Consider the following 25408-nt stretch of genomic DNA (forward strand, 5'->3'; position numbering starts at 1 on the left):
GCCGGGGATGACCGCAAAAAAAGGGGTGCTTTTAGGCAAAAGAGAACAAGAACGGGCTTTTGCTTCAGGGTTAGAATGAAAACAAGCAGTCATTTGTTGATTCTGCAAACGTCTACATAGCATGAACTAAAGAAATGGATGTTATAGGGCCTATTGGACCGTTATATAACAGGAAGTTCCATGCAAAACTTTAGTTCAATCTATGTACAATCCATGATTAAAGGAATGAGTCATCATGAATACATCCATAGATAAGCTGCTGAAATCGCTGACCCTGGAAGAGAAAGCGGCGCTCGTCGCGGGAGCCGACATGTGGAAGACGCAAGAGATTGAACGGGTGGGCGTTCCGTCCATTACGATGTTTGACGGTACTAACGGCGTCCGCAAGCCCGGAAGCACGCAGGAAATGGGATTGTTTTCGGAAAATATGCCGGCGACCTGCTATCCGACCGGCGTGGCGCTGGGGTCCACCTGGAACACGGAGCTCATTGAGGAAGTGGGCGAAGCCCTCGGCCGGGAAAGTCTGGCGCTGGATACGCAGATTCTGCTTGGACCCGGCGTAAATATGAAGCGCTCTCCGCTTGGCGGACGGAACTTCGAGTATTATTCCGAGGACCCGGTGCTGACCGGGGAGCTGGGCGCCGCCATGGTGAACGGGCTGCAGCGCATGGGCGTCGGCGCATCGGTCAAGCATTTTGCCGGCAACAACCAGGAGACCGAGAAGATGGTTTCGAATTCCGTTGTGGATGAACGCACCCTGCGGGAAATCTACTTGACCGCGTTTGAAATCATCGTCAAGAAGGCGAATCCTTGGACGGTGATGACCTCGTACAACCTGCTGAATGGTACTTATACCAGCGAGCATGATTTTCTGCTGCGCCAGGTGCTGCGCGAAGAATGGGGCTATGACGGGGTCGTCATGTCGGACTGGACGGCGGTCCACGACCGACTGAAGAGCCTGCGGGCCGGGCTTGACCTGGAAATGCCGGGACCGGCGAAATACAACGCCGTGAAGCTGGTTTCCGCCGTGCAGAGCGGCGAGCTGGACGAGAGCATGCTGGATGCGTCCGTGCGGCGCATGCTGGAGCTGGTCGCCAAGGTCACCGCCGCAGCCGGCAGCAGGGATGCGCGGCAGCCTTGGGACGTGGACGCGCATCATGAGCTGGCGCGCCGGGCCGCAGCGGAGAGCATCGTTCTTCTGAAGAACGAGAACGGCATCCTGCCGCTTGCGGCCGGGAAGCTCCGCCGGCTGGCCGTTATCGGCCAGAAGGCGAAGAAGCCGCGCTACCAGGGCGGCGGCAGCGCACGGGTTACGCCGACCCGACTGGACATCCCGTACGATGAAATCGCGGCGATGGTTGGCGGGGAGGACCATCTGGCGTACGCGGAAGGGTACCGCAACGACAACGAGCCGGACGACGCTCTGATCGAAGAGAGCGTGCGGCTGTCCAGCCAGGCCGAAGCGGCTGTCCTTTTCGTCGGCCAGCCTGAAGGCACGGAATCCGAAGGTTACGACAGCAAGACGATCGACCTGCCGCCGGCCCAGGTAAAGCTGATCCAGGAAGTTGCCGCGGCTCAGCCGAACTGCATCGTCGTTCTGTGCAACGGTACGGCGGTGGCGATGCAGGAATGGATCGGCGGCGTGCCGGCCGTGCTGGAGATGTGGCTGTCCGGACAGGGCAGCGGCCGGGCAGTGGCGGACATCCTGTTTGGGCGGGTGAACCCTTCCGGAAAGCTGTCCGAGACGTTCCCAGTGAAGCTGTCGGACACGCCGTCCTACCTTACATTCGGCGACGGCAACCAGCAGGCGGTGTACAGCGAAGGGATTTTTACCGGTTACCGCTATTACGACAAAAAGGAGCTTGAGCCGCTGTTCCCGTTCGGCCACGGCTTGTCCTACTCGTCGTTTGAGTACGGCGGCCTGCGCGTCCGCACTGCTGGCGGGGTGACGACGGTCGAAGTGGATATCCGTAACGCGGGGGACCGCGCGGGTAAGGAAGTTGTCCAGCTCTATGTTCAGGACGAAGAGAGCCGCCTGATCCGGCCGGTCAAGGAGCTGAAAGGCTTCTGCAAATTGCAGCTGGAGCCCGGGGAAACGAAGTCTGCCGTCTTTACGCTGACCTCGCGAGATTTCTCTTACTATGATCCCAAGCGGGGGCAATGGGTGGCGGAAAGCGGGTGGTTCACGCTCATGGCCGGCAGCTCCTCTGCGGATATCCGCGCGACGGTACGGGTAGACATGGCCTTTGAGGCGCAGCAGAGTCCAAGTCTGCACCGGTACAGCCTCATTTGCGACTGGATGGCGGAGTCCCGGTCCCGGGAAGTGCTGGAGCGGTTCATGGAGCGTATGAACGGGCAAATTTCCGATCCGATTTCGCTAAGCGAACAGTCGCTTGAGTTTCTTGGTGACTTTCCGCTCATCAAGCTGATCCAGCTGTACGGTCAGGAAATGCTGATTGAGCGCTCGCCTGAATCGATGGTCGACGAGCTGCTTGCTTCGGTTCACCAGACGAAGGTTTAAGCACAGCCCATAACGTTCACTCTATAAGGTACAGCTGTTCTTTGGAACGGCTGTACCTTTTTTGCGCTTTTCGGGCATCATGATTTCCCTAACTGCCGCCGTGACCCGGATGCAGCCGGACCTGTTCAACAAAAAACGTGAAGGTTCTGAGCAAAAAACGCGATGAAAGCGATATCAAGCGTTTCCTATAATTGAATATATCAGGAGCTCACCTAAACATCCTGAATGAAGAATTTTTGAAAGTGGGGCAATCACATGGGAGCTAAAACATCAGCGGCATCAGTGTACGGCAAGCTCAGCTCGTTCAGAATGATGGGATACGGGCTGGGCGACGCGGCCAACAACTTCGTGTGGGGCATGACGTCGGTCTACCTGATGTTCTTCTACACGGACGTCTACGGCATCAGCCCGGCGGCCGTCGCATCGCTGTTTCTGGTCGCCAGGTTCTTGGATGCCATTTTTGACCCGATCATCGGGATGATCGTCGATAAAACGAATTCAAGATGGGGACGCTTCAGACCTTATTTATTGTTCGGCAGCATTCCGCTGTCGGTTATGTTCGTATTATGCTTCTCGACGCCGGATATGGGGAATACCGGTAAACTGGTTTATGCGTACGTGACTTATATTTTGCTCGGATTTCTGTACTCCCTGGTCAACATTCCTTATTCGGCCATGTCGCCTGTCATTACACAGGATCAGAGAGACCGCACGAAGCTGATGACATACCGCATGATCTTCGCCAACGTGGCGACGCTCATCGTATCGTATGCCACCAGCCCGCTGGCCAGCTGGTTCGGCGGCGACAACACCGCCAAAGGCTATCAATACACGGTGGGGCTGTACGCCATCGTAGCGATCGTGCTGCTGCTGGGCTGCTTCAAGAGCACGCAGGAGCGGATTCCGATCCAGAAGGAAGTCAGCACCAAGGGCGGATTGAAAACGTTAGCGAAAAACAGACCGCTCCTGCTCTCGTCTTTTGCTATGATGCTGAGCGGCGGAGCCAATACGATTTTCTTCGCCATTCCGGCGTATTATTTCAAATATAATGTTGGCCGGGAGGACCTGGCGGCGTATTACATCCCGGTGGTCCTTCTGATGGGCATGATCGGCATGGCCTGCGTTCCTTTTGTGGAAAAGAGAATCGGCAAGAAAAACACGCTTCAGCTCGCCTTTTTGATTACGATTGTCGGCAGCGTGTGTCTGTACTTTACGAGCTACAGCAGCATTACGCTGATCTTTATCTTCTCGGCTTTGATCGGCTTGACCTTCACCGTGCCGTGGGTCGTCGGCTGGACGATGGCGGCGGACTCGGTCGACTACGGCGAATGGAAAACCGGGGTCCGGGCCGAGGGTATCAGCTATGCTTCCTTCAGTTTCGCCCAGAAGGTTGCGACGGCGCTTGCCGGCTCGCTCTCTGGTATTCTGCTTACGCTGACCGGGTATGTGGCTAACCAGGCACAGACGGTTACCGCGCTGCACGGCATCGCTTTTTCGCTCACGCTGGCTCCGGCCATTCTGACGCTGGGCGCGATGGTCCTGATCTTCTTCTATAATTTAACGGACCGCAAATACGCCGAAATCATTCAGGAGCTGGAACAGCGCAAAGCGCAGCAGGCTTAAATTACGATGCAGTTGGACAAGGCAGTCAATCTAAGGGTTGGCTGCCTTGTTTTTGATATGTGTGTTGACATTGTGTATACATCGTGTATAAAATCGTACGTATATGGATGCCAAAATAGGAGGAACGACCAATGGATTCAAGTTTGCATATCCGTCTCCCGAAAGAGCTGAAAGAAAGCTTTCAGCAGGCGGCAAAGGATAATCATAAGGATACTTCCACCCTGGTCAGGGACTGGATTGCCGATTATGTCGCCGAGCACCGCAAAACTGACGAAGAGACGGCGGCTGATTTGTATGTGGCGGGTTACCGGCTGCAGCAGGAGCTAGGAGGGAGGGAGCAGATCGATAAGGACTTTGTAAAGCAGCTTCAGGAGTTCTCTCTAACGGATCAAAAACAATTCACGCACCGCATCCTCTCGGTGTATCTGGATCATGATCTGACCGTTCCCGCGATTGTTCAGAAGCTTCATGGCGGGTTTGCTTATTCCCAAATGTTTTTGCTTGGTTTGATCGGAGAAAAACCGAAGGACAGCGTTTAGTGCTTTTCTGCCCCCTATTCATGAGCGCCTGACGGCGTTTCGATTGTTTTCTCATTTGCCTTGAGTCCCCCGCCTGCCGCTCTCCGCGCATTGGCATTCTGCCAGGGAGAACGATATACTTGGGGGAGAACCTTGAATGGGAGGAACGGAATGGACTGGCTCAAAATTGACGATGTGGCGAAGGAAACCGGCCTGACCAAGCGCACGATCCGCTACTATGAGGAAATCGGCCTGATCAAATCACCCGAGCGCTCGGACGGAGGCATGCGTTTATATACGGAAGAAGACGTGCAGCATTTGAAAAATATCGTGTTGGCCCGCAAGGTGCTCGGCTTCTCCCTGCAGGAAATCCAGGAGTATTTGCAGATTCATGAGCAGGTGGAGCTCCACCGCAGCAAGTTTTCGTCCTCGTCCGACGACGAACAGCGCACGGCTGAGCTGAAGCAGATGGGAGAAGCGGTTACCAAGCAGATCGGCCTGCTGGACGTCAAAATCCAGGAGATCGCCCGCGTTCGGGAAGAGCTCGTGGCGCTGCAGGAACGGATTACGAACGCGCTAAAACGATAGTCTGCCTTCAGAGGCAAACAGCGATGACTTTATTTACCGGGAGTCAATAATCAGCAGCAAGTCGGCAAGCAGTCTGGGTGCATAGCACCAGGCTGTTTTTTTATGCAAAACGCCGTATCCCGCGGAGAAAATGCCTTGAACTCTATCGGATGAATGACGCCTGAGAAATGCTTTACTAGTTCTTATTACCTATTGATAAGTTCAAAATTTTTAAAGAAAATGGATATATGTAGAAATGTTATGGGGATGAGCGAGAACAATCTGTGATAATGTGCTCATATATACCGTGACTCAAGTAACAAGTTTGAGGGTGGGAGATACAGATTACCCAGTAGAAAGGAAAGTGCTAGTGAAACGAATGTCGCTGTCCATTAAACGAAAGTTGCTGGTATCGTATCTCGTCGTGCTGATCATTCCCAGCGTCATGATCGGAATGCTGTCTTACCAGTCGGCCAAGGGGAAAATTGAGGGAACGCTGATGACCAACGCTCTGGAGAGCAGCCAATCCGCTGACCGGATCATCACGCAGAACATCAAGGCCAAGGTGGATGATCTCGCTTACCTGATTCAGCAGCCTTATGTAGCCAGTGCTGAAAGCGATCCCACCGGCAAGGGAGGCGAGCTCAAGGCTCAGCTGAGGCAGTATCTCACCCTGCATAAGGAGGTCAAGGATATATTGCTGGGCACGGATAGCGGCGATTTCGTCCGGGCCTCCGAGGACCCGCTGCCGGAACGGTACGACGTCCGCAAGCAGGACTGGTATATCCGGGCGATCAAGCAGGGGAAGGGCGCGACCATCTCGCCTGTGTTTAAAGCGGCCAACGGCCAAATGTCCGCTTCCATCGCCCAGATGCTCCCATCAGGCAAAGGCGTCATGTCGATCGAGCTCAATCTGGATACGATTCGCAGCCTGACCCAAATGAAGCTGGGCAAGGACGGATACATCGTGATCGTCGATACGGCAAAAAACTATGTGGTGCATCCGGACAAGACGGGGGAACCCGCGGAAGAAGTGGTGACCAAGCATCTGTTTGCCGGCCAAGAAGGAACATTCAGCTATACATACGAAAACGAGAAGAAGCGGGCGTCCTTCACGACGAACGAGCTCACCGGGTGGAAAATAGCCGGAACGATGTACGACAAAGAGGTGGCTGGTGCCGTCAGCGGCATTCGCAACACGGTGATCCTGGTCATTTCGATATCCATTCTGGCCGCCCTGGCCATCATCCTGTTCAATATCCGCTCGATCATTAAGCCGATTTCTACGCTCACCTTGGCGACCGAGCGCATCAGCAAGGGGGATTTGCGGGAGGATCTGGACACGGCGAAGAGGGATGAGATCGGCAATCTCAGCCGTCACTTCCAGACGATGGTGGACAATCTCCGCACGATGATCGTCAGTGTTCAGCAAATCACGGATCACGTGAACGCGTCTGCCAAGGGGCTGGCTGCAGGCGCTGATCAGACGACCAAAGCGATCGAGCATGTGACCGAAGCCATCCAGGAGGTCGCCGCCGGAAGTGAGCAGCAGCTTCGCAGTGTGGAGCAGAGCATGGTGAGCATGGAGGTCATGTCCAAGGAGTCCGAGCAGATTCGGGCGAACATGGACGACGTCATGCAGACGATGCAGCGGACGACCCAATCGGCGGAAGAAGGCAACTCGGCCGTGATCAGCGTCACGGACAAGATCCAGAGCATCCACGAGACAGTCAGCGACCTCGACGGGATCGTGGATACGATGAACGAGCGTACGGCCCAAATCGGCGAAATCGTCAATTTGATCACAGGCATTGCCCAGCAGACTCATCTCTTGGCGCTGAACGCGTCGATCGAGGCGGCCAGGGCCGGAGAGCATGGACGGGGCTTCGCTGTCGTCGCGATCGAGGTGCGGAAACTGTCGGAGCAGTCGGAGCAGTCGGCCCAGCGCATCGAAGCGCTCGTCAGCGGCATGAAGGGCGAGATGACACGGATTCTGTCCGCCATGAACGACGCGAAGACGAGGGTGTCCGAGGGCATCGAAGCGGTGGATTTGACGGGCCGGTCGTTTACACGGATCCGCAAGGCTGTCAAAGGAGCCAGCGCGGACATCGCCTCGGCCGCCGAGGCGTCGCGCTCGCTTGCACAGAGCGGCGAAAGCGTAGAACAGTCGATTCGGCTCATTCAGGGGTATTCGGAAGCAGCCGCAGGCAACACGCAGGCCGTCTCGGCTTCCGCCCAGGAGCAGCTTGCCTCCATTGAGGAGATTGCTTCCTCGGCGGCCAGTCTGAACAAGCTGGCTGAGCAGCTGCTCGAGCAGGTGGCACAATTTAAAATCTAACGGCAATCGATACACAGGCGCTACCCGAAGCTGCAAGCGGGTGGCGCCTTTTTTTGTGTATTCCCGGAGCCATTCACATAATTTATCCAAATCTGGCACAACCTACGGTTAAATTCCTTCTTGTTGGCAAGGAGCGGAAATCGAGGTGACTAGTGGAGATGAAAAAAGGCAGTACAACACCGGATAAGCCGCGTATGGCCCTTCCAACAGGAAGGGCACTGGGTCTGCCCTCTCCTTCATTGGATAAGGTGCCGATCCAGAAGGATCTGAAAGCCAATACGGAGTTGCTGAAGGATGTTTTCAAGGACTGCTCGGACATGGTCTACCGGAGCATGGAGGTTGCCCCGGGCGTTAAAGCCCTGCTCGTATTTGTGGAGGGGATCGTGTTCTCTGAAGAGCTTCAGATCCATATGATCCAGCCCATTGTCCAGGGGTTGGTTCGCCTGAAGAATGAGGGGGACGAGAGCAAGGAGCAAGACCCTGATCTGGAACCATTGGAAAATACGCGCGTATCCCTGTCCCAGGTCAACAGCGCCACCATGTGGGGGGACGTCATCGAGGGGCTGATGAATTCCAGTGCGGTCGTCCTGGTGGACGGGTATTCGGAAGCCCACCTGTTCAATGTGAAGGGCGGACTGCGCCGAACCGTATCCGAGCCGGAGACCGAAGCGGTCATCCGCGGGCCGCGCGAAGGATTCACGGAGATGCTTCGCGTCAATACAGCGCTGCTGCGTTTCAAAATTAAATCCCCGCGGCTGAAGATGAAGAGCATCGTACTCGGGACGGAGACCAAAACGGATGTGGTCATTTCGTACATCGAGGGACTGGCGAATCCCAAGATGATCCGGGACGTCGAGAAGCGGCTCAAGGACATTGAGATCGACGGTATACTGGAATCCGGATATATCGAGGAAATGATTGAGGACCATCCGTTCTCGCCGTTTCCCCAGCTTCAGTACACCGAGCGCCCCGACACCGCCGCGGCCCAGCTGCTGGAGGGGCGGTTTGCCATATTCACGGACGGCACACCGTTCGTTCTCATCGGTCCGGTTACCTTTTTCCAATTGATGCAGGCGAGCGAGGACTATTACGAGCGGTTTTTCATCACGAACTTCATCCGGTGGATCCGGTACTTATTCGTGTTTATCGCCCTCTTCCTTCCTGCACTGTATATCGCTACGACGACCTATCATCAGGACATGCTGCCTTCGACCCTGGTGCTCAGCATCGCGGCTGCCCGGGAGGCGATCCCGTTTCCTGCGCTTGTCGAGGCGCTCATTATGGAAATTTCCTTCGAGGCCTTGCGCGAGGCCGGCGTTAGGCTCCCGAAAACCGTCGGCCAGGCGGTCAGCATTCTGGGGGCGCTCGTTATCGGCCAGGCTGCGGTCGAAGCCGGCATCGTATCGGCCCCGATGGTCATTATCGTATCGATGACGGGGATCGCCTCCTTTACGATTCCGCGCTTCAACCTGGCCATCACGGTCCGACTGCTGCGGTTTCCGCTGATGATCCTGGCCGGGGTGCTCGGATTGTTCGGCATCGTGCTGGGCACGGTCTGGATTCTGGTCCACGTGACCCAATTGACCTCCTTTGGCGTGCCGTATATGTCCGGCATCAGCCCGTTCCATGTTCAGGATAACAAGGACGTGTTCGTTCGCGCCCCATGGTGGAAGATGAAGCGGCGCCCATCCTGGGCATCGAAGAAAGACCGGGTGCGCGAGAAGAAGGAGATCAACGGTACCCCGCAATCAAACAAGGTGTGGTGATATGGACATGATCAAGAAATGGGCGGTAGCCGGTTTACTGCTCCTGAGCCCGCTTGCGCTGGCCGGCTGCTGGGACCGTAAAGAAATCAACGACGTTGCCTTCGTCATCGGATCTTCCGTTGACAAGGAAAACGGGCTGTACCGAAGTGCCCTCCAGATCGCCTTGCCGGGGAATTTAGGCGGGGCAGGCAGCAAAGGCGGCGGCGGAGGCACCAGCGGCGGAAAGTCCTACTACCTGGAATCGAAAACGGGCATTACGCTGCGCAGCGCCAATATGGAAATCCAGGCCGGCAACTCCCGGAACCTTTCCTTCTCCCACCGGCGCGTGCTGCTTATCGGCGAGGAATTCGCCAGGGACGGCATTGCACCGATGCTGGACCAATTCGCCCGGATTCCTCAGAATCGCCTGTCATCGCTGGTGGCGGTGACAAGCGGAGCAGCGTACAAAATTTTGGACGCAGATGCGCCGATGGAGCAATTCTCCAGCGAGATGATCCGGGAGCTGATCAACGAATTCACGAAAAGGCCCGATTCGCTGAAACAGCTGGTTAACACACTCATGACGGATGGCGTGGACGTGGCTCTTCCGTACCTGTCTATTCAAGAGGCGGTGCCGCCGGGCGTGGGAACGTCCAAAAATAATATCCAGGTTACGGGCCTGGCCCTGTTTGATGAAGATAAGTTCGTGGGAGCCATGGAAGGACAGGAGGGCAAAATCATTAACCTGGCCATGAATCAGGCTCCCTCCCCGGACATTATCGTCGACGGCCCCGGAGGAAAGGGCCACATTTCCATTCGCTTCAGCGAAAATGAAGCCAAGCTGAAACCGGTTGTCCGCGGCAACGATATCACGATGACCATCGAAATTTACGCCAAGGGCGCCGTGTACGAAAATGACTCAAACAGCATTATCAGCGATGAGCATAGCCTGCGGGACCTGGAGCGCCGGGCCAGCGAGGAGATTGTCAATAAAGTGCAGCTCGCCATGCGTTCTCTGCAGCATAAATACAATTCGGATATTCTGGGATTCGGCAGGACGATCTACGAGCACGACCCGAAGGCATGGCAGAGATTTAAGGGCAATTGGAAGAAAGTATATCCCGAGGTCAGGGTTATCGTAAAACCTGAGCTTCATATCGAGAATATCGGAGCCGTCGGCAAGCCCTTCGGCAGAAAGGAAATCAGGAATGATTAAGCTTCTGGGGCTGTATATCTTGGCCGCTATATTGGTGATCCTGGTCGATCGGAAGGTCATGCGCGACATTCCGGGGATTAACCGCTGGATGGCCTATATCCTGCTTGTCGGCGGGTTCGGAATATGGGCCTACTGCCTGCAGTTTGGCCACGTCGTGTACGGATCGATACTGGCGGGACATTATCTCGACCAATTCGTTCCTTTTTGAATGTGAAATCGCAATAAAGGAGGCAGGGCTGTGAATAAAGTGACGAACCGGCAGTTTAGGATGCTCGGAATCACCTATATCTTGAACACCACATTAATCCACGTACCGAGTGAGCTTGCCAATTATGCCAAGCAGCACGCCTACCTGTCCTTTTTTCCGGCGGGACTCGTCGTTGCGCTGATGCTTCTGCTGTTGTCCAAAAGCGCAAAGCGGTTCCCCGGGAAGGACCTGTTCCAATCGCTGAACGGACGGCATAAAGTGATCGGAAGAGTGATTACCATCCTGTACCTGATATTTTTCTTTATCATCCTGGCCAGGGATATCCGCATGGTTGCCGACTTTACCAATGTTGTCCTGCTTCCGCTTACGCCGATCTTCATCATATCTATTGCGATCACGGCGACGGTGATTTTTATCGCCAGAGGAGGCGTGCAGACGGTGATGGGCATTGCCGACCTCTATGGGCCGATTATGACAACGGTGGTCCTCACCATGCCGTTTATCGTTGCCAAGGACTTTGATCTCAACTATATCAAGCCTTACTTTTACGTCGATTGGGCGGGCGTCGGCAAAGGGAGCTGGGTCGTCTTTTCTTACCTGGGCCAGATTCTGGTGCTCCCGTTCATCTTCTCAAGCAAGGATTACCGCATCCGTGACGGGATGTACGCGCTGCTCCTGTCGACAGGGCTGCTGCTGCTGATCGTCATTATGATTGCGCTGCTGGTAGGTGTACCCATTGCCGAAAGCCTGATGTATCCGTCTTACGAATTGACCCGGCAGATCAAAATAACGGATTTCCTCGACCGGTTCGACATGCTGCTCGTGGCCCTCTGGTTTCCGGCCGTTCTGCTGAATATTGCCACCAGCTTGTTCATCATTTGTTACGGATTAAAAACGATGATCCCGCAAATTTCCGGAAAAATGATGACCTCGCCCATTGGATTGTTCGCCGCAGTTACAGCGTTCTGGATCTACCCCAACTCGATCGAAGTGTTCCGGTTCGACAGGGAGTGGACGGTCGTGGCCCTGTTGTTTGTCATTGTGCTGCCGATCTTCATCTTTTTGTTCCATCGGCCCCATCGAAAACCCCGGATGCAGGAACCCCGGGAGGACGCTACCTGATCCTTCTGCCGGCAAAAATAAAACAGGCTCTTTCGGTTAGATTAGAGGGGATAAAAGTGATACAATAGAAGGAACGGGCGGCCCTGAAGCCTGCGGCTGAAGGGGATGTCCTGCCTGCTAGGCATACCTGAAGGGTGATTACATGACAACTAAATCGAAAAAGTACAACATTTTTCATAAGTTTTACCGGAAAATCAAGCTGAACATGATCAAGCTGTTCCGTTCCCCGGGCGGAGCACGCAAAGTGTCGCTCGGATTCGCACTCGGGTTCGGGCTCGAGATGATCGTCATTTCCACCGGATCGCTGGTGTATTTGATTTTTTACCCTACGGTAAGGTTGGCCGGCGGCTCGCTTCCGGCAGCTATTATAGGCAATGTCATTGGCAAGCTCACTTTCCTTCCTATCGTCCTCCTCCCTTTTGCCAAGAAAATCGGAGAATGGTTCTTCCCGAAAAAAATGGTGGATATTCCGGTCCAGGAACATGCTTGGAGAAACCTGCCGTCCGGCGATTTCACCATATTTAAGCATCTGCTGCAGGGCGGTCTTCACGTGCTGATCGGTATGTCGGTGTTCGGCCTGGTGCTTGGCGTCATTTCCTTTTTTGTCGTTCGATTCTTGTATAACCAGCGCAAAAGGCACCGCCTGGCCAAGCGCCAGAACGCCGCTGCCGTCAAAAGTCTGTGAATCTTTTCATCTCCTTGGTCGGAATTTCAAGTATACTGTTTAGTAAAACAGTGGCGGGTTCCATGAACCCTGATGAGGAGAAGGATGCATGGCTCGGAATTTGGCAGGTAAGAAAATTGCGTTAACCGGTCCCCGCAAAGCGGCCGAAATGGCCAAACTTGTGGAGAATATGGGAGGCATTCCGCTGATTCGTCCCGCACAGGGAACGGTATTCCTCGACGATGTGAAGCTGCGCAAGGATATTGAAGCCTGGATCGCCATTCCACCCGCTTGGGTCATATTGACGACGGGCATGGGGCTCGACGCCATCGATCAGGTGGCGGAGGAGATGGGGGCTGGCGCTGCACTGCTCGAAACGCTGCAGGGCTCGTCCATTGCCGCCCGCGGGTACAAGACGGTGAATGCGCTGAAGAAGAGAGGGCTTATCCCGATCGTACGGGACGACGACGGAAGCACGGCCGGTCTGATCCGGGGGCTGGCGTCCTATTCGTTCCAAGGGGCGGACGTCATTCTTCAGCTGCACGGCGATCCGGCCCCGAAGCTGACGGCCTGGCTGCAGGAACAGGGGGCCCAGGTGCGGGAAGTGCTGCCGTATCAGCATATTGCTCCGGATGAAGCGGAGCTTGCGCGGCTGCTCGCCGAAATTACGGCGGCGGAGCTGGACGCCGTGGCGTTCACCAGCGGGCCGCAGGTGCGCAACCTGATCGAGTACGCCCGGGCGAAGGGTGAGCTTCCGGAGCTGGTATCGGCTTTCTCCGGACCGGTCATCGCGGCGGCTGTCGGCAAAGTTACAGCCCAGGCGCTGCGGGAAGAAGGCATCGAACGCGTCTGCTCGCCGGAGGAAGATGAGCGGATGGGCAGCATGATGGTGGAACTGGGAAGGTATTTTGTTCGAAACTGACGGAAAGGGACATGTCCATACAGACGGGGGATGCGGCTGGCTGCATCCCTTTTTCCTTCATCAAAACGAAAGGAATTAAAGGTTTTTTCCAGAAAGTGTGGAATGCTATAAGGAACGAGAGCGAGCAAGGAGGAACATAATGAACAAGAAAAAAAGCATTTTACTCGGTGATTATACGCATCCGAAATTTCACCCTTTGCAGGGGGTGGACGCGCAGATCAGCCATATTTTGAACGATGTCATTTCGGTTCAATGCAGCGAAAACAAAAATTTGCTGCTCGAGGAGCATTTGAAGCCGTTTGACCTTTGCATATGCTATTTCGACTTGTGGGACGAGAAGGTGTCTCCGCAGCAGACGGCGGGTTTGCTGTCTTACGTGAGCCAGGGAGGAGGCCTGCTTGTCATCCACAACGGCCTGTCCGTCGGCAACCGGCGCTACGAGCTGGCCCAGCTGGCCGGCGGCCGTTTTAACGGTCATCCACCGTACCAGCCGCTGTCGTTCCGGGTGAGCGCAGAGGACCAGGTTACGAAAGGCATCGAGCCTTTTGAACTCGACGAAGAGCCGTACCAGATTGATTTTGACCCGTTTGGCGAAAGAACCGTCCTGCTGGAATACGAACTGGAAGGAACGTGGCATCCGGCGGCCTGGAAGCACAGCTACGGTATGGGAAGAGTCGCCTTTCTGATGCCGGGGCATCACGAGCCGACATTCCTCCATCCGCAGATCCGCCGGCTTATTCTGCAGGCCGCGCAGTGGGCGGCGCATCTTCCGGGTTAATACGGCCCCCGGGTTTATATGACCCATCATTTGGGGGTATAATATATTGACTATAGCTTTGGGAGGAATAACCATGAGTGATCTGTTTAAAAAAGCAATTTCATTAGGTTGGGGCCTTACCATAGTGAGCAAAGAGAAAGTCGAGAAGATCGTGGACGATCTGGTCAAACGGGGCGAGCTGGCGCCGTCCGAATCCAAGGATCTGGTCAACCGGCTGGTGGAACGCGGCGAGGAGGAGCAGTCCCAATTTAAAACGTGGATTCAGGAGCAGGTTCGGCGTGTATTGACGGACATTCACGTTCCTTCCGATCAGGATATCGTTAGTCTGGAACAGCGCATCGCAACATTGGAGAAGAGGGTGGCGGAGCTCGAAGCAGAGCGTTCCGGACCGGCCGCGGAATAAGATGGCACTGCGCATCAGACATACCGGTCGTTACCGGGAGATCGCCATGGCGCTTATGCGTCATGGCTTTGGTTATATCGTGGAGGAGCTGGGCCTGTTCCAGATGCTGTCCATCCCAAAACGGTGGATCACCCATCAGACGCCGCAGACCAAGACGCTGGGGGAACGGATCCGGCTGGTTCTGGAAGACCTGGGGCCGACGTTCGTCAAGCTGGGGCAGCTGGCCAGCACCCGATCGGACCTATTGCCGGAGCCGATCATCCGGGAGCTGATCAAGCTTCAGGATCAGGTTCCTCCCTTCTCGTCCGAGTCGGCCAAAGGCATTATCGAGCAGGAGCTGGACGACGCCATCGAGGATATTTTCTCCTGGTTTGAGGAGTCGCCGATCGCGGCGGCTTCCATTGGACAGGTTCATCTCGGCAAGCTCAAGACCGGCGAGGATGTAGCGGTCAAGGTCCAGCGTCCGGGCGCTCTGCAGATGGTGGTCAGAGACCTGGAAATCCTCAGGGACTTGACCGCTCTAGCGGAGAAGCGCTGGGTATGGGTCAAGCAGTACCAGATCGCCCGCCTGGTGGAAGAGTTTGCGAGCTCTATGCGGGCTGAGCTGGATTACACCCAGGAAGGCCGCAACGCGGAGAAAATCGCCCTGCAGTTTCAGAACGATGAGACCGTGTGCATCCCGCGAATATTTTGGCAATTTACATCTTCGCGCGTTATGACGATGGAATACGTCCGGGGCATCTCTTTAAGCCATCAGGAGGAGCTTGTGGCGAAGGGATATGACTTGAAGGAAACGGCCGAGAAGCTCGTGGAGAGCATGCTGCACCAGATTTTTATCGAAGGCTTCTTCCACGCCGATCCGCATCCGGGCAATCTGCTCGTGCGCAAGGACGGCAGCCTCGCTTACTTGGATTTCGGGATGGTGGGACGGCTTAGCGAGGAGATGAAGGATCATCTGTCTTCGCTGATCATCGCCCTGATGCGAAAAAACACCGACAGCATGGTCCGCGCCGTGCTGAGGCTGGGCATGATGCCGGAAGACGGCGATATTCGCGAGCTGCGCAGGGATCTGGACAGTCTGCGGGAGCAGTACTATAATATTCCTTTTTCCGAAATCAGCATGGGGACGGCACTGAACGATCTGTTCGCGGTCGCCCAGCGTCACAAAGTGATGATCCCCCCTGATCTGACGCTGCTCGGCAAGGCGCTGCTGACGATGGAAGGCGTCATCGAGAAGCTGGACCCTACGCTAAGCATCATCGACATGGCGGAGCCATTTGGACGGAAGCTGATCAAGGACCGCTTCAGCACCCGCAATCTGCGCAAGAAGCTGCTGGGCGGAGCGGCGGGTCTGGCGGAGGCGCTGTTTGACCTGCCGGACCAGGCAAGGCAGATTTCATCGTTAATCAGCAAGGGCAAGCTGAAGGTTGAGATCAGCGTTCCGGAGATGGAAGCCCTGATGAGGAAGCTCGACCAGATCAGCAACCGGCTGTCTTTCAGCATCGTGCTGCTTGCCTTCAGCATCATTATGGTTGGACTGATCATCGGTTCTTCCCTGAATCAGCAGTCCTCGGTGCTGTGGCATTTTCCGGTAATCGGAACCGGTTTTATTGTGGCGCTGTTGATGGTGCTGTGGCTGCTGTTTTCCATATTCAAATCCGGCAGGTTTTAGCTGCCTGTATTGTTGCCATTATGATCCATACATTGTTATTCATGCGTTTTTCATTTCATCCTTTAAGGGAGGTCTGTCCGGCGGCCCTGCACGGGCCACGTGACGGTCCTCCTTTTTAAGATATAGAAGTACAAGCGTCTGAACCGAGTTAATCCACTATATATCCCGCTAAAGGCGGAACTTAATGAATGAGGTGCATTTTTGTTGAAGTTTTCAAGTTTGGGCGTTAACGAATCATTGGTCAATACACTGAGGGCGAACGGTATTGCCATCCCGACACCGGTACAAGTGGAGACGATCCCGCTCCTGCTTGCAGGTAGCGACGTGATCGCGAGGGCACGTACAGGAACCGGCAAGACGCTGGCCTTTATGCTGCCGATGCTGCAAAAAATAGACCCGACACAGCTGTACCCGCAGGCGCTTGTCGTTGCGCCTACACGCGAGCTGGCGTTGCAAATTACCGAGGAGGCGCGCAAACTGGCGGCAGGGACCGATATCCGGATTCTGGCCGTTTACGGCGGACAGGACGTCGAGAAGCAGCTGCGGAAGCTCGAAGGGGGACGCCAGCTGATCATCGGCACGCCGGGCCGGCTGCTGGATCACCTCCGGCGCGGCACGCTGGAGCTCGGGCGCGTCAAAATGCTCGTGCTGGATGAAGCCGACCAAATGCTGCACATGGGCTTCCTGGACGAGGTCGAGACGCTGATTCAGGCGCTGCCCTACAAGCGCCAGACGATGCTGTTCTCGGCCACGATGCCTGCCGAGGTCAAGCGGCTTGCGGCAGCCTATACCCGGGACGCGGAGGACGTGGTGATCAAAGGGGAGAAATCGCCGGTGCCGCTGGACCATATCCGGCAGATCGTCGTGGAAGTGACGGACCGGACGAAGCAGGAGTCGCTGATGTCTATGATCGACACGTACCGCCCGTTCCTGGCGATCATTTTTTGCCGCACGAAGCGGCGGGCGTCGACACTCAACGAAGCCTTGCTGGAGAAAGGCTATAACTCGGACGAGCTGCACGGCGACCTGTCGCAGGCGAAGCGCGAAGCGGTTATGAAGCGGTTCCGCGAGGCAAAGCTGCAGCTGCTGGTCGCCACGGATGTGGCGGCCCGCGGGCTTGACGTGGAAGGCGTCACGCACGTGTTTAACTACGATATTCCGCATGACGTGGAGAGCTACATCCACCGGATCGGCCGCACGGGCCGGGCTGGGGAGAAGGGCATGGCCATCACGCTGGTCGCCCCCAAAGATAAAGGCGAGCTGGCAAGCATCGAGCAGCACATCCAGTACAACATTGAACGGCGCCGGTATGACAAGGGCGCCGGCATCACCGCCGCGGGGACCAAGGCGCGCTCCATCCATGCGGAGCAGGGCGAACGCGGACGCGGCGGCAGAGACGGCGGGCGCAGCGAAGGCCGCCCGCGCCGGGACGACCGCCCCGCACGCGCGGGCGGTGAAGGCAGAGGCGCCCGCGGCGAGGCCAAGCGGGCGCGCGGCGCCTACGCCGGAAGCGAAGCCGGCGCAGGCGGTGCAGGTGCCGGCCGCTCCCGCACCGGTGCGGCCGGGCAGCGTGACGGCCGCAGCTCTGGCGGCGGCCGGGGCCAAGCGGCCCGCGCGGAACGCGGCGCGCCGGTTGGCGGTTCCCGCGGCGGCCGGGATGCCAAGCGGAGCGGCACGGGCCGCCCATCCGCTCCCGGCGGCAGAGGCCGGAGCGCGGGAGGACGCGGGCGCCGGAAATAACGGCGCCCCGCGGCCAAGGCAAAGGCAGCAGCTAACCTAGGAGGGGTCAGCTGCTGCCTTTTTTTGTCCTCTCGGATGCCCCGAATTTAGGGGCAAATCTGACTCGGATGATTCGGGCATCCTCCCACTTTGCGGCCAAGCGTTTCGGCAGCCCGTCACGCGCATGATATAATAGCAGGGCAGCTCATCCAAAACCTGGATGCCGCTGCTGCAATAGCAGTCAGCACCGGCTGTAATCAGTTATAAGCAGAAAGGTCTTGATGCGTAATGATCAAGCTGAGCATATTGGATCAATCAACGATATCCGAAGGCAGCAATCCGGTGGAAGCGCTGGCCCAGACGGCGGCCATGGCCCAGGAAGCCGAACGGCTCGGATACCATCGTTTTTGGGTTTCGGAGCATCATTTTTCCCCGAACCTTGCCGGCTCCAGTCCGGAAGTGCTGATCTCCCATCTGGCGGCGAAGACGTCGACGCTCCGGGTTGGATCGGGCGGCGTGATGCTGCCTCACTACAGTTCTTACAAGGTGGCGGAGAATTTTCGGCTCTTGGAAGGCCTCTATCCGGGCAGAATCGACCTGGGGCTCGGACGCGCGCCGGGCGGCATGCCTTTGGCGACCCGTGCCCTTCAGGAAGGGAAGATGCGCGGCGAGGACCGTTACGCCGATCAGATCGACGACTTAGTCGCCTATTTGACGGATTCCCTGAGTCCGGAACATCCTTTTACGGGCCTTCTGGCCACGCCGATGGTCCAAACCGTTCCGGAAATGTGGCTGCTTGGCTCCAGCGGGGGCAGCGCCGGGATTGCCGCCATGCAGGGAACCGGCTTTGCCTTCGCCCAGTTTATCAACGGTTCCGGCGGCAGTGATGTGATGCGCTGGTACCAGGAGCATTTTCAGCCGTCGGCCATTTTTGACAAGCCCCAGTCCCTTGTGGCCATCTTTGCCGTATGCGCCGAAACGGAGGAGGAAGCCAACCGGATTGCGTCCAGCATGGATCTCTCGCTCATTTTATTGGAAAAGGGCGGATCGTCTGGAGGCACTCCGTCGGTGGAGAAAGCGCTGGAATATCCGTATTCGCGGTACGACCGAATCCGGATTGAGGAGAACCGCAAGCGGATGGTCGTCGGTTCCCCGCAGCAGGTGAAGCGCAGGATTGAAGAGCTGTGCGAGGAATACAATGCCGATGAGGTGATGATCGCCAGCATTACCCATCGTTTTGAGGATAAGCTGCAGTCCTTCCGGCTGATCGCCGAAGCGTTCGGACTTCCGGCGGATGCCGCCGGAAGATAACAGAACGAACAGGCGAAATTAAAATAACGTTTAGAGGCTTATTTTCATAGGAGACGGAACGCGTTAAGCGTTAACTTTTCTTGCGGTATCAATGAAGCCAAGTTTTCGAAGCTTATACCTTCTTATATCTAGAAAAAAAGACGGCCCCCTGGATGTTATCCGTCCGGGGCGCCGTCTTTTGGCTTCGTGTAGGTGAAGCCGGGGTACTTGACTACAGGCGATTTTTCCTTGCGCAGCGCATCCAGCAGATCGGACCCGACGTTCAGGTTTTCCGCCACCAGCTCCCGCGGTGTCAGGGCCATCCACTGGTTCAATGACACATCCGCGAACCGGTCGCTTTTGAACATTTCCAAAAACCAGAGGCTGTCTGTTCCGGTATTCTGGATATAGTGTCCGAAGGCGAACGGCACATAGCCGACGTCCCCCGCGCGAACGTTGAACGTACGGGCCTTGCCGCCACCGGCGAATACGGTCATTCTGCCTTGGCCGGTAAGGTAATACTGCCATTCGTCCTGATTCGGGTGCCAGTGCATCTCCCTCATTCCGCCGGGTTTAATTTCCACCAGTGCTGCCGCTACGGTGCGCGAGATCGGGAAATTGGACGAATCTACGATCCGCACGCTGCCGCCGGATGTGATGATCGGAGGCTGCGCGAGCAGGCGGTGCGTAAAGGTTTGGGGCACCTCCCCGTAGGGCGAGGTTACCTTTTGGCTGTCCAGTGGACCAGGAACGGGTTCCTGCTCGATGTACACCTGGCCGGAAGGGATGCTTGCAAACGCGCTTTCCGGAACGCCGAAATTGGCTGAAAGCACCTCCTTGGGCGTGTGGGCGAACCAGTCGGAGATGCTGAGGGTATTCAGGTCGGAGAAATGTCCGTCGTCAAAAACAAGCAAAAACTCGCAGCCTTCCTCCAGCCCTTGGATGGAATGGGGGATGCCTGGCGGGAAATACCAGAGATCTCCGGGACCCACATCGGCAATGAAATTGCGCCCGTTTTGGTCCACCGCCGTAATGCGTGCCCTGCCGAGCAGCATAAAGGACCATTCGGCCTGCTGGTGGCCAGTGGAGCTCACGCAGGCCGCCCGGAGTGAGGCGCATGTTGACACCGGCCAGCGTGGTGGCGATGGGCAGCTCGCGAACCGTCACTTCCCTGGACCATCCGCCTTCATTAAGCTGCATGTGCGTATCGGAGAAGGAAAATTTTAAATTGGGTATCAGCCCGTTATCGGTCTTCGGCGGAACGAGCATGTCGGGATTCTCCATGTCCCGAAGCACGTCGCGCGGCCCCTCGTCGGTCGCCCCTTCGCGGCCGCGGATCGGCTGGGGAATCCGCCTGCCCGACTCCGGCCGATTGGATGAATGATTCATGCGTATGGCCCCTTTTCAGCAGTAATCTCGCTTTCAGCTACAGGAAAGTATATGAACCGCCGCATGCCGATATGAGGCTGATTCCCGGCTTCATTGGATTCGCTTGGGGCCGGACTTGCATCACGGCCGCTTTGGAGTATCATGGAAAGTGGATCGTAAAATCACAGCCCGGTCGGTAGTCCGCGGCGCATGTACGGAGGCAGAGGGCGATTCGCCAGCACAGCCTCCCGGATCACATGTCAGTAACCTTCCCCCCTCGGGATGTCCCTCGGTCCGATTTATACAGAGGGGGAATACTGGTGAAACTCACGGTATTTTTTGAAGATCCTTATTGGGTCGGTGTCGTCGAAGTGCAGGGAGCAGACGGGCTTAAGGCGGGTCGTCACGTCTTTGGTTCCGAGCCGTCTTTGCAGGAAGTGTGGGAATATGTTATGAACGATCTTCCCGCGCTGGTGGAGCGTTTATCCTGCAGCGTCCCGGCCGCGCGGCTGCCTGTGAAGTCGGTCAACCCGAAGCGGCTTGCCCGGCAGGCGGCGAAGGAGTCCCGCTCCCGCGGCGTCAGCACCCAGAGCCAGGAGGCGCTTCGCCTGGAGCTGGAGAAGTCAAAGAAGCAGCGCGCCTGCCGAAGCAGGGAACAGCGGGAAGCCCTGGCCGCTTACAAGCGGGAGATCGCTGTAAGGAAGGCTAAGGCCAAGCATCGGGGTAAATAGCAGCAGAATGCCAATTCTATATGAAGGATAGAAAGGGGTAATCACATGTCCGTGTACCAATTCACAGCAGCCAAGACCTCTGGTCAAGAGGTGTCTCTTCAGGATTATGAAGGTAAAGTGCTGGTCATCGCCAATACGGCAAGCCAATGCGGATTAACGCCGCAGTATGGCGACCTGCAGAAGCTGTATGACCAGTTCAAGGCGCAGGGGCTCGAAATCCTTGGATTTCCCTGCAACCAGTTCGGAGGACAGGAGCCGGGTACCAGTGAAGAAGCCGCATCGTTCTGTCAGCTGAATTATGGGGTTCAATTCCCGGTATTCGCCAAAGTGGAAGTGAACGGGGAAGGGGTACATCCGCTCTTTCAATATTTGAAACAGCAGCAGCCGGGTCCGGCCGAAGACGGCGAGATTCAATGGAACTTTACGAAGTTTCTGGTGAACCGGCAGGGAGAAGTGGTTGCCCGCTTTGAGCCGAAGGAGTCACCGGAGGCCATGACGGAAGCCATCCGCGGTTTGCTGTAAAATGCCGTGAAGCATCCTGGAAGGGATACGAACCGATAATATCATGAACAAAAGGTCTGTCCCGAAAACGGGACAGACCTTTTTTATAATATCAGAAAGTATAAACTTCAGAGCCATTGCTTCCTGATATTGCAAGAAAAACTTCCTTTAAACGCGGTCTGTCTTCTTTGAAGGTACGTCGATGGACGTTTTTTTTATAATATCAGAAGTATAAACTTCAGAGCCATTGCTTCCTGATATTGCAAGAAAAACTTCCTTTAAACGCGGTCTGTCTTCTTTGAAGGTACGTCGATGGACGTTTTTCTTACTTCTCCGGCATGATCCCGGATTTGAAGTACGGATAACCATGTTCTTGCTGCATCCCACAAACGGAGGTTACTGCGGAACGCTGCCGTTTAATCCCTTCAAGGCTTCCTCCACCGGGGTATCGCCTTCAAGCAGGTCGAACGACTGGTTATGGGTCTGCCGGATTTGCAGCGCCGCGAGAACAGCTGCGGCCACATCATCTCTGGATACCCTGCCGTGACGCTGCAGCTCCGGAGCGGCATACACCTTGCCTTTGCCCGGCTCGTTTGTCAGCCCGCCCGGACGGATAATCGTATAGTTCAGTCCGCTTTCCTCCAGGATGGTCTCGGCCTTGCGTTTGGCCATCAGGAAGGGCTTCAGGAAGGAAGGCATGGCGTCCGGATCCTTGGTGCCCATAGAGCTGATCAGCACAAACCGCGGAATTTGCTCCAGCACGCTCTGCTCAATGAGCCGAACGGTTCCGACATGATCCACATGCTCCGGATCTCCCGAGGCGCCGGCCCCTGCGGCGCAGATGACGATGTCCGCTCCTTTCATACCGCCTGTGAAAACTCCCGACAAGTCTCCAAGATAACCCTTGGCTCCTGTGGACTCCAGATCCCGGAGGTGGTCTTCTTTACGGACCAGCCCTCTCACGTCATAGCCTGCATCAACCAGCTTCGATACGATTCTGCGCCCGGTCTGCCCGTTTGCGCCTGCCACAAAAACGGTTGTCATCGTTGATCACCTCTACGTATGCATTACCCCGATGTCCAGGGCGGGAACACAGGTTTTGATAGAATTCCAAAAATAAACAAATTCGCCAGGTCGGCGTCCGGGGGAACGAAACATCGACCTGGCGAATTCGGTTGGGAGTGGTCCATGATATATGGCATAGCAGGCAGGGCGAACACGGTTCGTCCACTCTATGCTCCTGTTCTTTTTATACCCGGCGGGCGTGGGGTTGAAACAGATGTCTTATTTTTTCTTTTGCGGATTTTGCCGGCTCGCTTTAAGATAGAAATACAAGCATATACAGACTTCATATAGAGGGAGATGGAGCGGGAGATGATCGAGCAAGAGAACGGCGTTTTTCCTGCGGTGTGCCCGCTGGACTGCCCGGATACCTGCGGCCTGCTGCTGCACAAGGAGAACGGTAGAATCGTCAAAGTGACCGGCAACCCCGATCACCCGATTACTCAGGGTGCGATCTGCAATAAGGTGCGAAATATGACGGAGCGGGTTTATCATCCGGACCGGGTGTTGTACCCGATGAAGCGAACGGGGCCCAAAGGGGAAGGCCAGTTTGAACGGATTACCTGGGACGAAGCGGTGACGGAAATTACCCAGCGCTTTCGGGATATTATTGCGGAGCATGGCTCCGAAGCGATACTGCCCTACAGCTTCTACGGCAATATGGGCATTCTCAGCGTCGACGGCATGGACCGGCGTTTCCTCAATGCGCTGGGTACAAGCCGTTTGGACCAAACGATATGCAACTCCGCCGGCGGCGCCGGCTGGAAATATACGATGGGCTTCGGCGGCGGGACGACGCCGGAGGATACTGAATACGCCGACCTGATTCTGGTCTGGGGCGGCAACATCATCAGCACGAATATGCACCAAGTCGTCATTGCGGAGAGAGCCCGCAAGCGCGGAGCCAAAGTGGTCGTGATCGACGTGCACCGCAACCGCACCGGCCAGTGGGCCGACTGGTTTATTCCGCTGTATCCCGGAACGGATACGGCGCTCGCACTGGGCATGATGCACATCCTGTTCCGCGACGGACTGACGGACAATGACTTTATGGCCAAGTACACTGTCGGCCATGAGGAGCTGCGGGAGCATGTGAAGGCGTACACCCCGGCCCGTGTATCCCAAATTACGGGCATTCCGGAGGAAGATATCGAGAAGCTGGCCCGTATGTACGGCGAGGCGGAAGCCGCCTACATCCACATCGGCAACGGGCTGCAGCACCATGACAATGGCGGCATGAACATCCGCAGCATCGCCTGCCTGCCGGCCTTGACCGGCCACTGGCTGAAGCAGGGCGGAGGTGCGGCCAAGTCCAACGGCGGCTATAACGCGATGAACAGCGAAGCGCTGGAGCGCCCGGATCTGCGGCCGAACCCAGAGGCGCGCAGCATCAATATGAACCGGATCGGAGAAGCGCTGGCCATGACGGAGCAGCCGATCAAGGCGCTGCTTGTCTACTGCAGCAACCCGCTCGTCGTCGCGCCGGATACGGCACGGGTTCAGGCCGGATTTGCCCGGGAGGACCTGTTTACGGTCGTGCATGACCTGTTTATGACCGATACGGCGAAATACGCCGATATCCTCCTGCCAGCGACATCTTCCTTTGAGAGCACAGATTTGTTCGGCTCATACTGGCATCAATATGTTCAGATCCAGGAGCCGGTCATTCCGGCGCAGGGCGAGAGCAAGAGCAACGTGGAGCTGTTCTCTTTGTTGGGCCGGGCGATGGGCTTCGATGAAGAAGCCTTCTCCCAGACGGAGGAGCAGATGATCGAGGCGGCGCTGGATTATCCGGACAATCCCTATCTAAACGGAGTAACCCTGGAGTCGCTGAAGGAGCAGCGCTTCGTCAAGCTCGACATGACGCCGAAGCAGCACTATTTGGACCGGCTGCCGACCCCTTCAGGCAAAATCGAGCTGTATTCCGAAGCGATGAAGCAGGCAGGATTGCCGCCGCTGCCGGAGTATGTCCCGCTGAAGGAAGGCTACGACGGTGAGCGCCGTCCTGCAGCAGGAGAGACCTTCCCGCTCATGTTCATTTCGCCGCCGAACCACAATTTCCTGAACTCCACCTTCGCCAATGTGGAAAAGCATCAGAAGCTGGAGAAGGAGCCGGCGCTGCAGATCCATCCGGAAGACGCCGCTGCACGCGGCATTACAGACGGGGATGCCGTCTGCGTATACAACGAGCGGGGACAGTATGAGCTGAAAGCCGTGGTCACGGATAAAATGCTTCCCGGCACTGTCGTAAGCCAAGGGTTGTGGTGGGCAAAGGACGGCCGCAGGCAGCGGGCCAACGCTTTGACGCCCGACCGCCTGGCCGACATGGGCGGCGGAGCCACGTTCTTCTCAACCACTGTCGAAGTAAAGCGTCAGTGAAGGTCATTGCGGGATGACACAATATGATAGATACTGTCATGTGGGACGGCAGACATAACGA

General features: G+C 56.4%; 20 protein-coding genes and 1 pseudogene. 19 read left to right on the forward strand and 2 right to left on the reverse strand.

All coding sequences use genetic code 11. The features are described 5' to 3' along the window. The first annotated feature begins 235 nt into the window (after nt 1-235). The 16 genes from ABIE48_RS33210 (at nt 236) to ABIE48_RS33285 (ending at nt 19327) form a co-directional block, all read left to right on the forward strand. The gene (locus tag ABIE48_RS33210; protein ID WP_192716735.1) at nt 236-2521 is read left to right on the forward strand and encodes a beta-glucosidase family protein; all 2286 of its coding nucleotides are present in this window, start codon (nt 236-238) and stop codon (nt 2519-2521) included. A gap of 255 nt (nt 2522-2776) precedes the next feature. Then, complete coding sequence (locus ABIE48_RS33215) at nt 2777-4144, forward strand: glycoside-pentoside-hexuronide (GPH):cation symporter (protein ID WP_192716734.1); 1368 nt, start codon at nt 2777-2779, stop codon at nt 4142-4144. A gap of 131 nt (nt 4145-4275) precedes the next feature. Further along, nucleotides 4276-4683, forward strand: a complete 408-nt coding sequence (locus ABIE48_RS33220) for a ribbon-helix-helix protein, CopG family (RefSeq protein ID WP_192716733.1) — start codon at nt 4276-4278, stop codon at nt 4681-4683. Nucleotides 4684-4833: 150 nt separating this feature from the next. Further along, nucleotides 4834-5250 carry a MerR family transcriptional regulator gene (locus ABIE48_RS33225; protein WP_145027976.1) on the forward strand — a complete coding sequence of 139 codons (417 nt, stop codon included), beginning with the start codon at nt 4834-4836 and terminating at the stop codon, nt 5248-5250. A gap of 358 nt (nt 5251-5608) precedes the next feature. Beyond that, the gene (locus tag ABIE48_RS33230) at nt 5609-7567 is read left to right on the forward strand and encodes a methyl-accepting chemotaxis protein (RefSeq protein ID WP_354520769.1); all 1959 of its coding nucleotides are present in this window, start codon (nt 5609-5611) and stop codon (nt 7565-7567) included. A 194-nt stretch (nt 7568-7761) separates the two neighbouring features. Then, on the forward strand, nt 7762-9333 hold the full coding sequence (locus ABIE48_RS33235) for a spore germination protein (protein WP_192716928.1): 1572 nt from the start codon (nt 7762-7764) through the stop codon (nt 9331-9333). A 7-nt stretch (nt 9334-9340) separates the two neighbouring features. Continuing rightward, nucleotides 9341-10528, forward strand: a complete 1188-nt coding sequence (locus tag ABIE48_RS33240) for a Ger(x)C family spore germination protein (RefSeq protein ID WP_192716731.1) — start codon at nt 9341-9343, stop codon at nt 10526-10528. Continuing rightward, nucleotides 10521-10736 carry a hypothetical protein gene (locus ABIE48_RS33245; RefSeq protein ID WP_145027984.1) on the forward strand — a complete coding sequence of 72 codons (216 nt, stop codon included), beginning with the start codon at nt 10521-10523 and terminating at the stop codon, nt 10734-10736. The genes ABIE48_RS33240 and ABIE48_RS33245 overlap by 8 nt, the downstream gene beginning before the upstream one ends. Nucleotides 10737-10766: 30 nt before the next feature. Continuing rightward, nucleotides 10767-11858: a GerAB/ArcD/ProY family transporter gene (locus ABIE48_RS33250; protein WP_192716730.1), complete on the forward strand. Its 1092-nt coding sequence runs from the start codon at nt 10767-10769 to the stop codon at nt 11856-11858. Between the two features lie 142 nt (nt 11859-12000). Next, nucleotides 12001-12543 carry a DUF2062 domain-containing protein gene (locus ABIE48_RS33255; RefSeq protein ID WP_192716729.1) on the forward strand — a complete coding sequence of 181 codons (543 nt, stop codon included), beginning with the start codon at nt 12001-12003 and terminating at the stop codon, nt 12541-12543. A gap of 88 nt (nt 12544-12631) precedes the next feature. Continuing rightward, nucleotides 12632-13444 (forward strand): uroporphyrinogen-III synthase, encoded by an 813-nt coding sequence (locus tag ABIE48_RS33260; RefSeq protein WP_192716728.1) that lies wholly within the window; start codon nt 12632-12634, stop codon nt 13442-13444. Between the two features lie 139 nt (nt 13445-13583). Beyond that, nucleotides 13584-14222 carry a ThuA domain-containing protein gene (locus ABIE48_RS33265; protein ID WP_145027992.1) on the forward strand — a complete coding sequence of 213 codons (639 nt, stop codon included), beginning with the start codon at nt 13584-13586 and terminating at the stop codon, nt 14220-14222. Nucleotides 14223-14295: 73 nt separating this feature from the next. Continuing rightward, nucleotides 14296-14625: a phasin family protein gene (locus ABIE48_RS33270; RefSeq protein ID WP_105445560.1), complete on the forward strand. Its 330-nt coding sequence runs from the start codon at nt 14296-14298 to the stop codon at nt 14623-14625. Between the two features lies 1 nt (nt 14626). Further along, a complete protein-coding gene (locus ABIE48_RS33275) occupies nt 14627-16297 on the forward strand; it encodes an ABC1 kinase family protein (protein ID WP_192716727.1) in 1671 nt (556 codons plus the stop codon). Nucleotides 16298-16501: 204 nt separating this feature from the next. Next, nucleotides 16502-18037: a DEAD/DEAH box helicase gene (locus ABIE48_RS33280; RefSeq protein ID WP_483312677.1), complete on the forward strand. Its 1536-nt coding sequence runs from the start codon at nt 16502-16504 to the stop codon at nt 18035-18037. A gap of 267 nt (nt 18038-18304) precedes the next feature. Beyond that, nucleotides 18305-19327, forward strand: a complete 1023-nt coding sequence (locus tag ABIE48_RS33285; RefSeq protein WP_192716725.1) for an LLM class flavin-dependent oxidoreductase — start codon at nt 18305-18307, stop codon at nt 19325-19327. Nucleotides 19328-19482: 155 nt separating this feature from the next. Here ABIE48_RS33285 and ABIE48_RS33290 read toward each other — a convergent pair. Further along, a pseudogene (locus tag ABIE48_RS33290) lies at nt 19483-20695 on the reverse strand (oxalate decarboxylase family bicupin). Between the two features lie 299 nt (nt 20696-20994). On the opposite strand from ABIE48_RS33290, the gene ABIE48_RS33295 reads away from it, so the two are divergent. Both ABIE48_RS33295 and ABIE48_RS33300 read left to right on the forward strand, forming a co-directional pair. Continuing rightward, nucleotides 20995-21405 (forward strand): YjdF family protein, encoded by a 411-nt coding sequence (locus tag ABIE48_RS33295; RefSeq protein WP_145028001.1) that lies wholly within the window; start codon nt 20995-20997, stop codon nt 21403-21405. A gap of 45 nt (nt 21406-21450) precedes the next feature. Next, nucleotides 21451-21927 (forward strand): glutathione peroxidase, encoded by a 477-nt coding sequence (locus tag ABIE48_RS33300; RefSeq protein ID WP_192716723.1) that lies wholly within the window; start codon nt 21451-21453, stop codon nt 21925-21927. 375 nt (nt 21928-22302) lie between these two features. Here ABIE48_RS33300 and ABIE48_RS33305 read toward each other — a convergent pair whose 3' ends face one another. Next, a complete protein-coding gene (locus tag ABIE48_RS33305) occupies nt 22303-22950 on the reverse strand; it encodes an SDR family oxidoreductase (protein WP_192716722.1) in 648 nt (215 codons plus the stop codon). Nucleotides 22951-23280: 330 nt separating this feature from the next. Here ABIE48_RS33305 and ABIE48_RS33310 point away from each other — a divergent pair, with 330 nt between their 5' ends. Then, nucleotides 23281-25347: a molybdopterin-containing oxidoreductase family protein gene (locus ABIE48_RS33310; protein ID WP_192716721.1), complete on the forward strand. Its 2067-nt coding sequence runs from the start codon at nt 23281-23283 to the stop codon at nt 25345-25347. The last annotated feature ends 61 nt before the right edge of the window (nt 25348-25408 follow it).

It is taken from the genome of Paenibacillus sp. OAE614 (assembly GCF_040546645.1).
Taxonomy (GTDB): domain Bacteria; phylum Bacillota; class Bacilli; order Paenibacillales; family Paenibacillaceae; genus Paenibacillus_AQ; species Paenibacillus_AQ favisporus.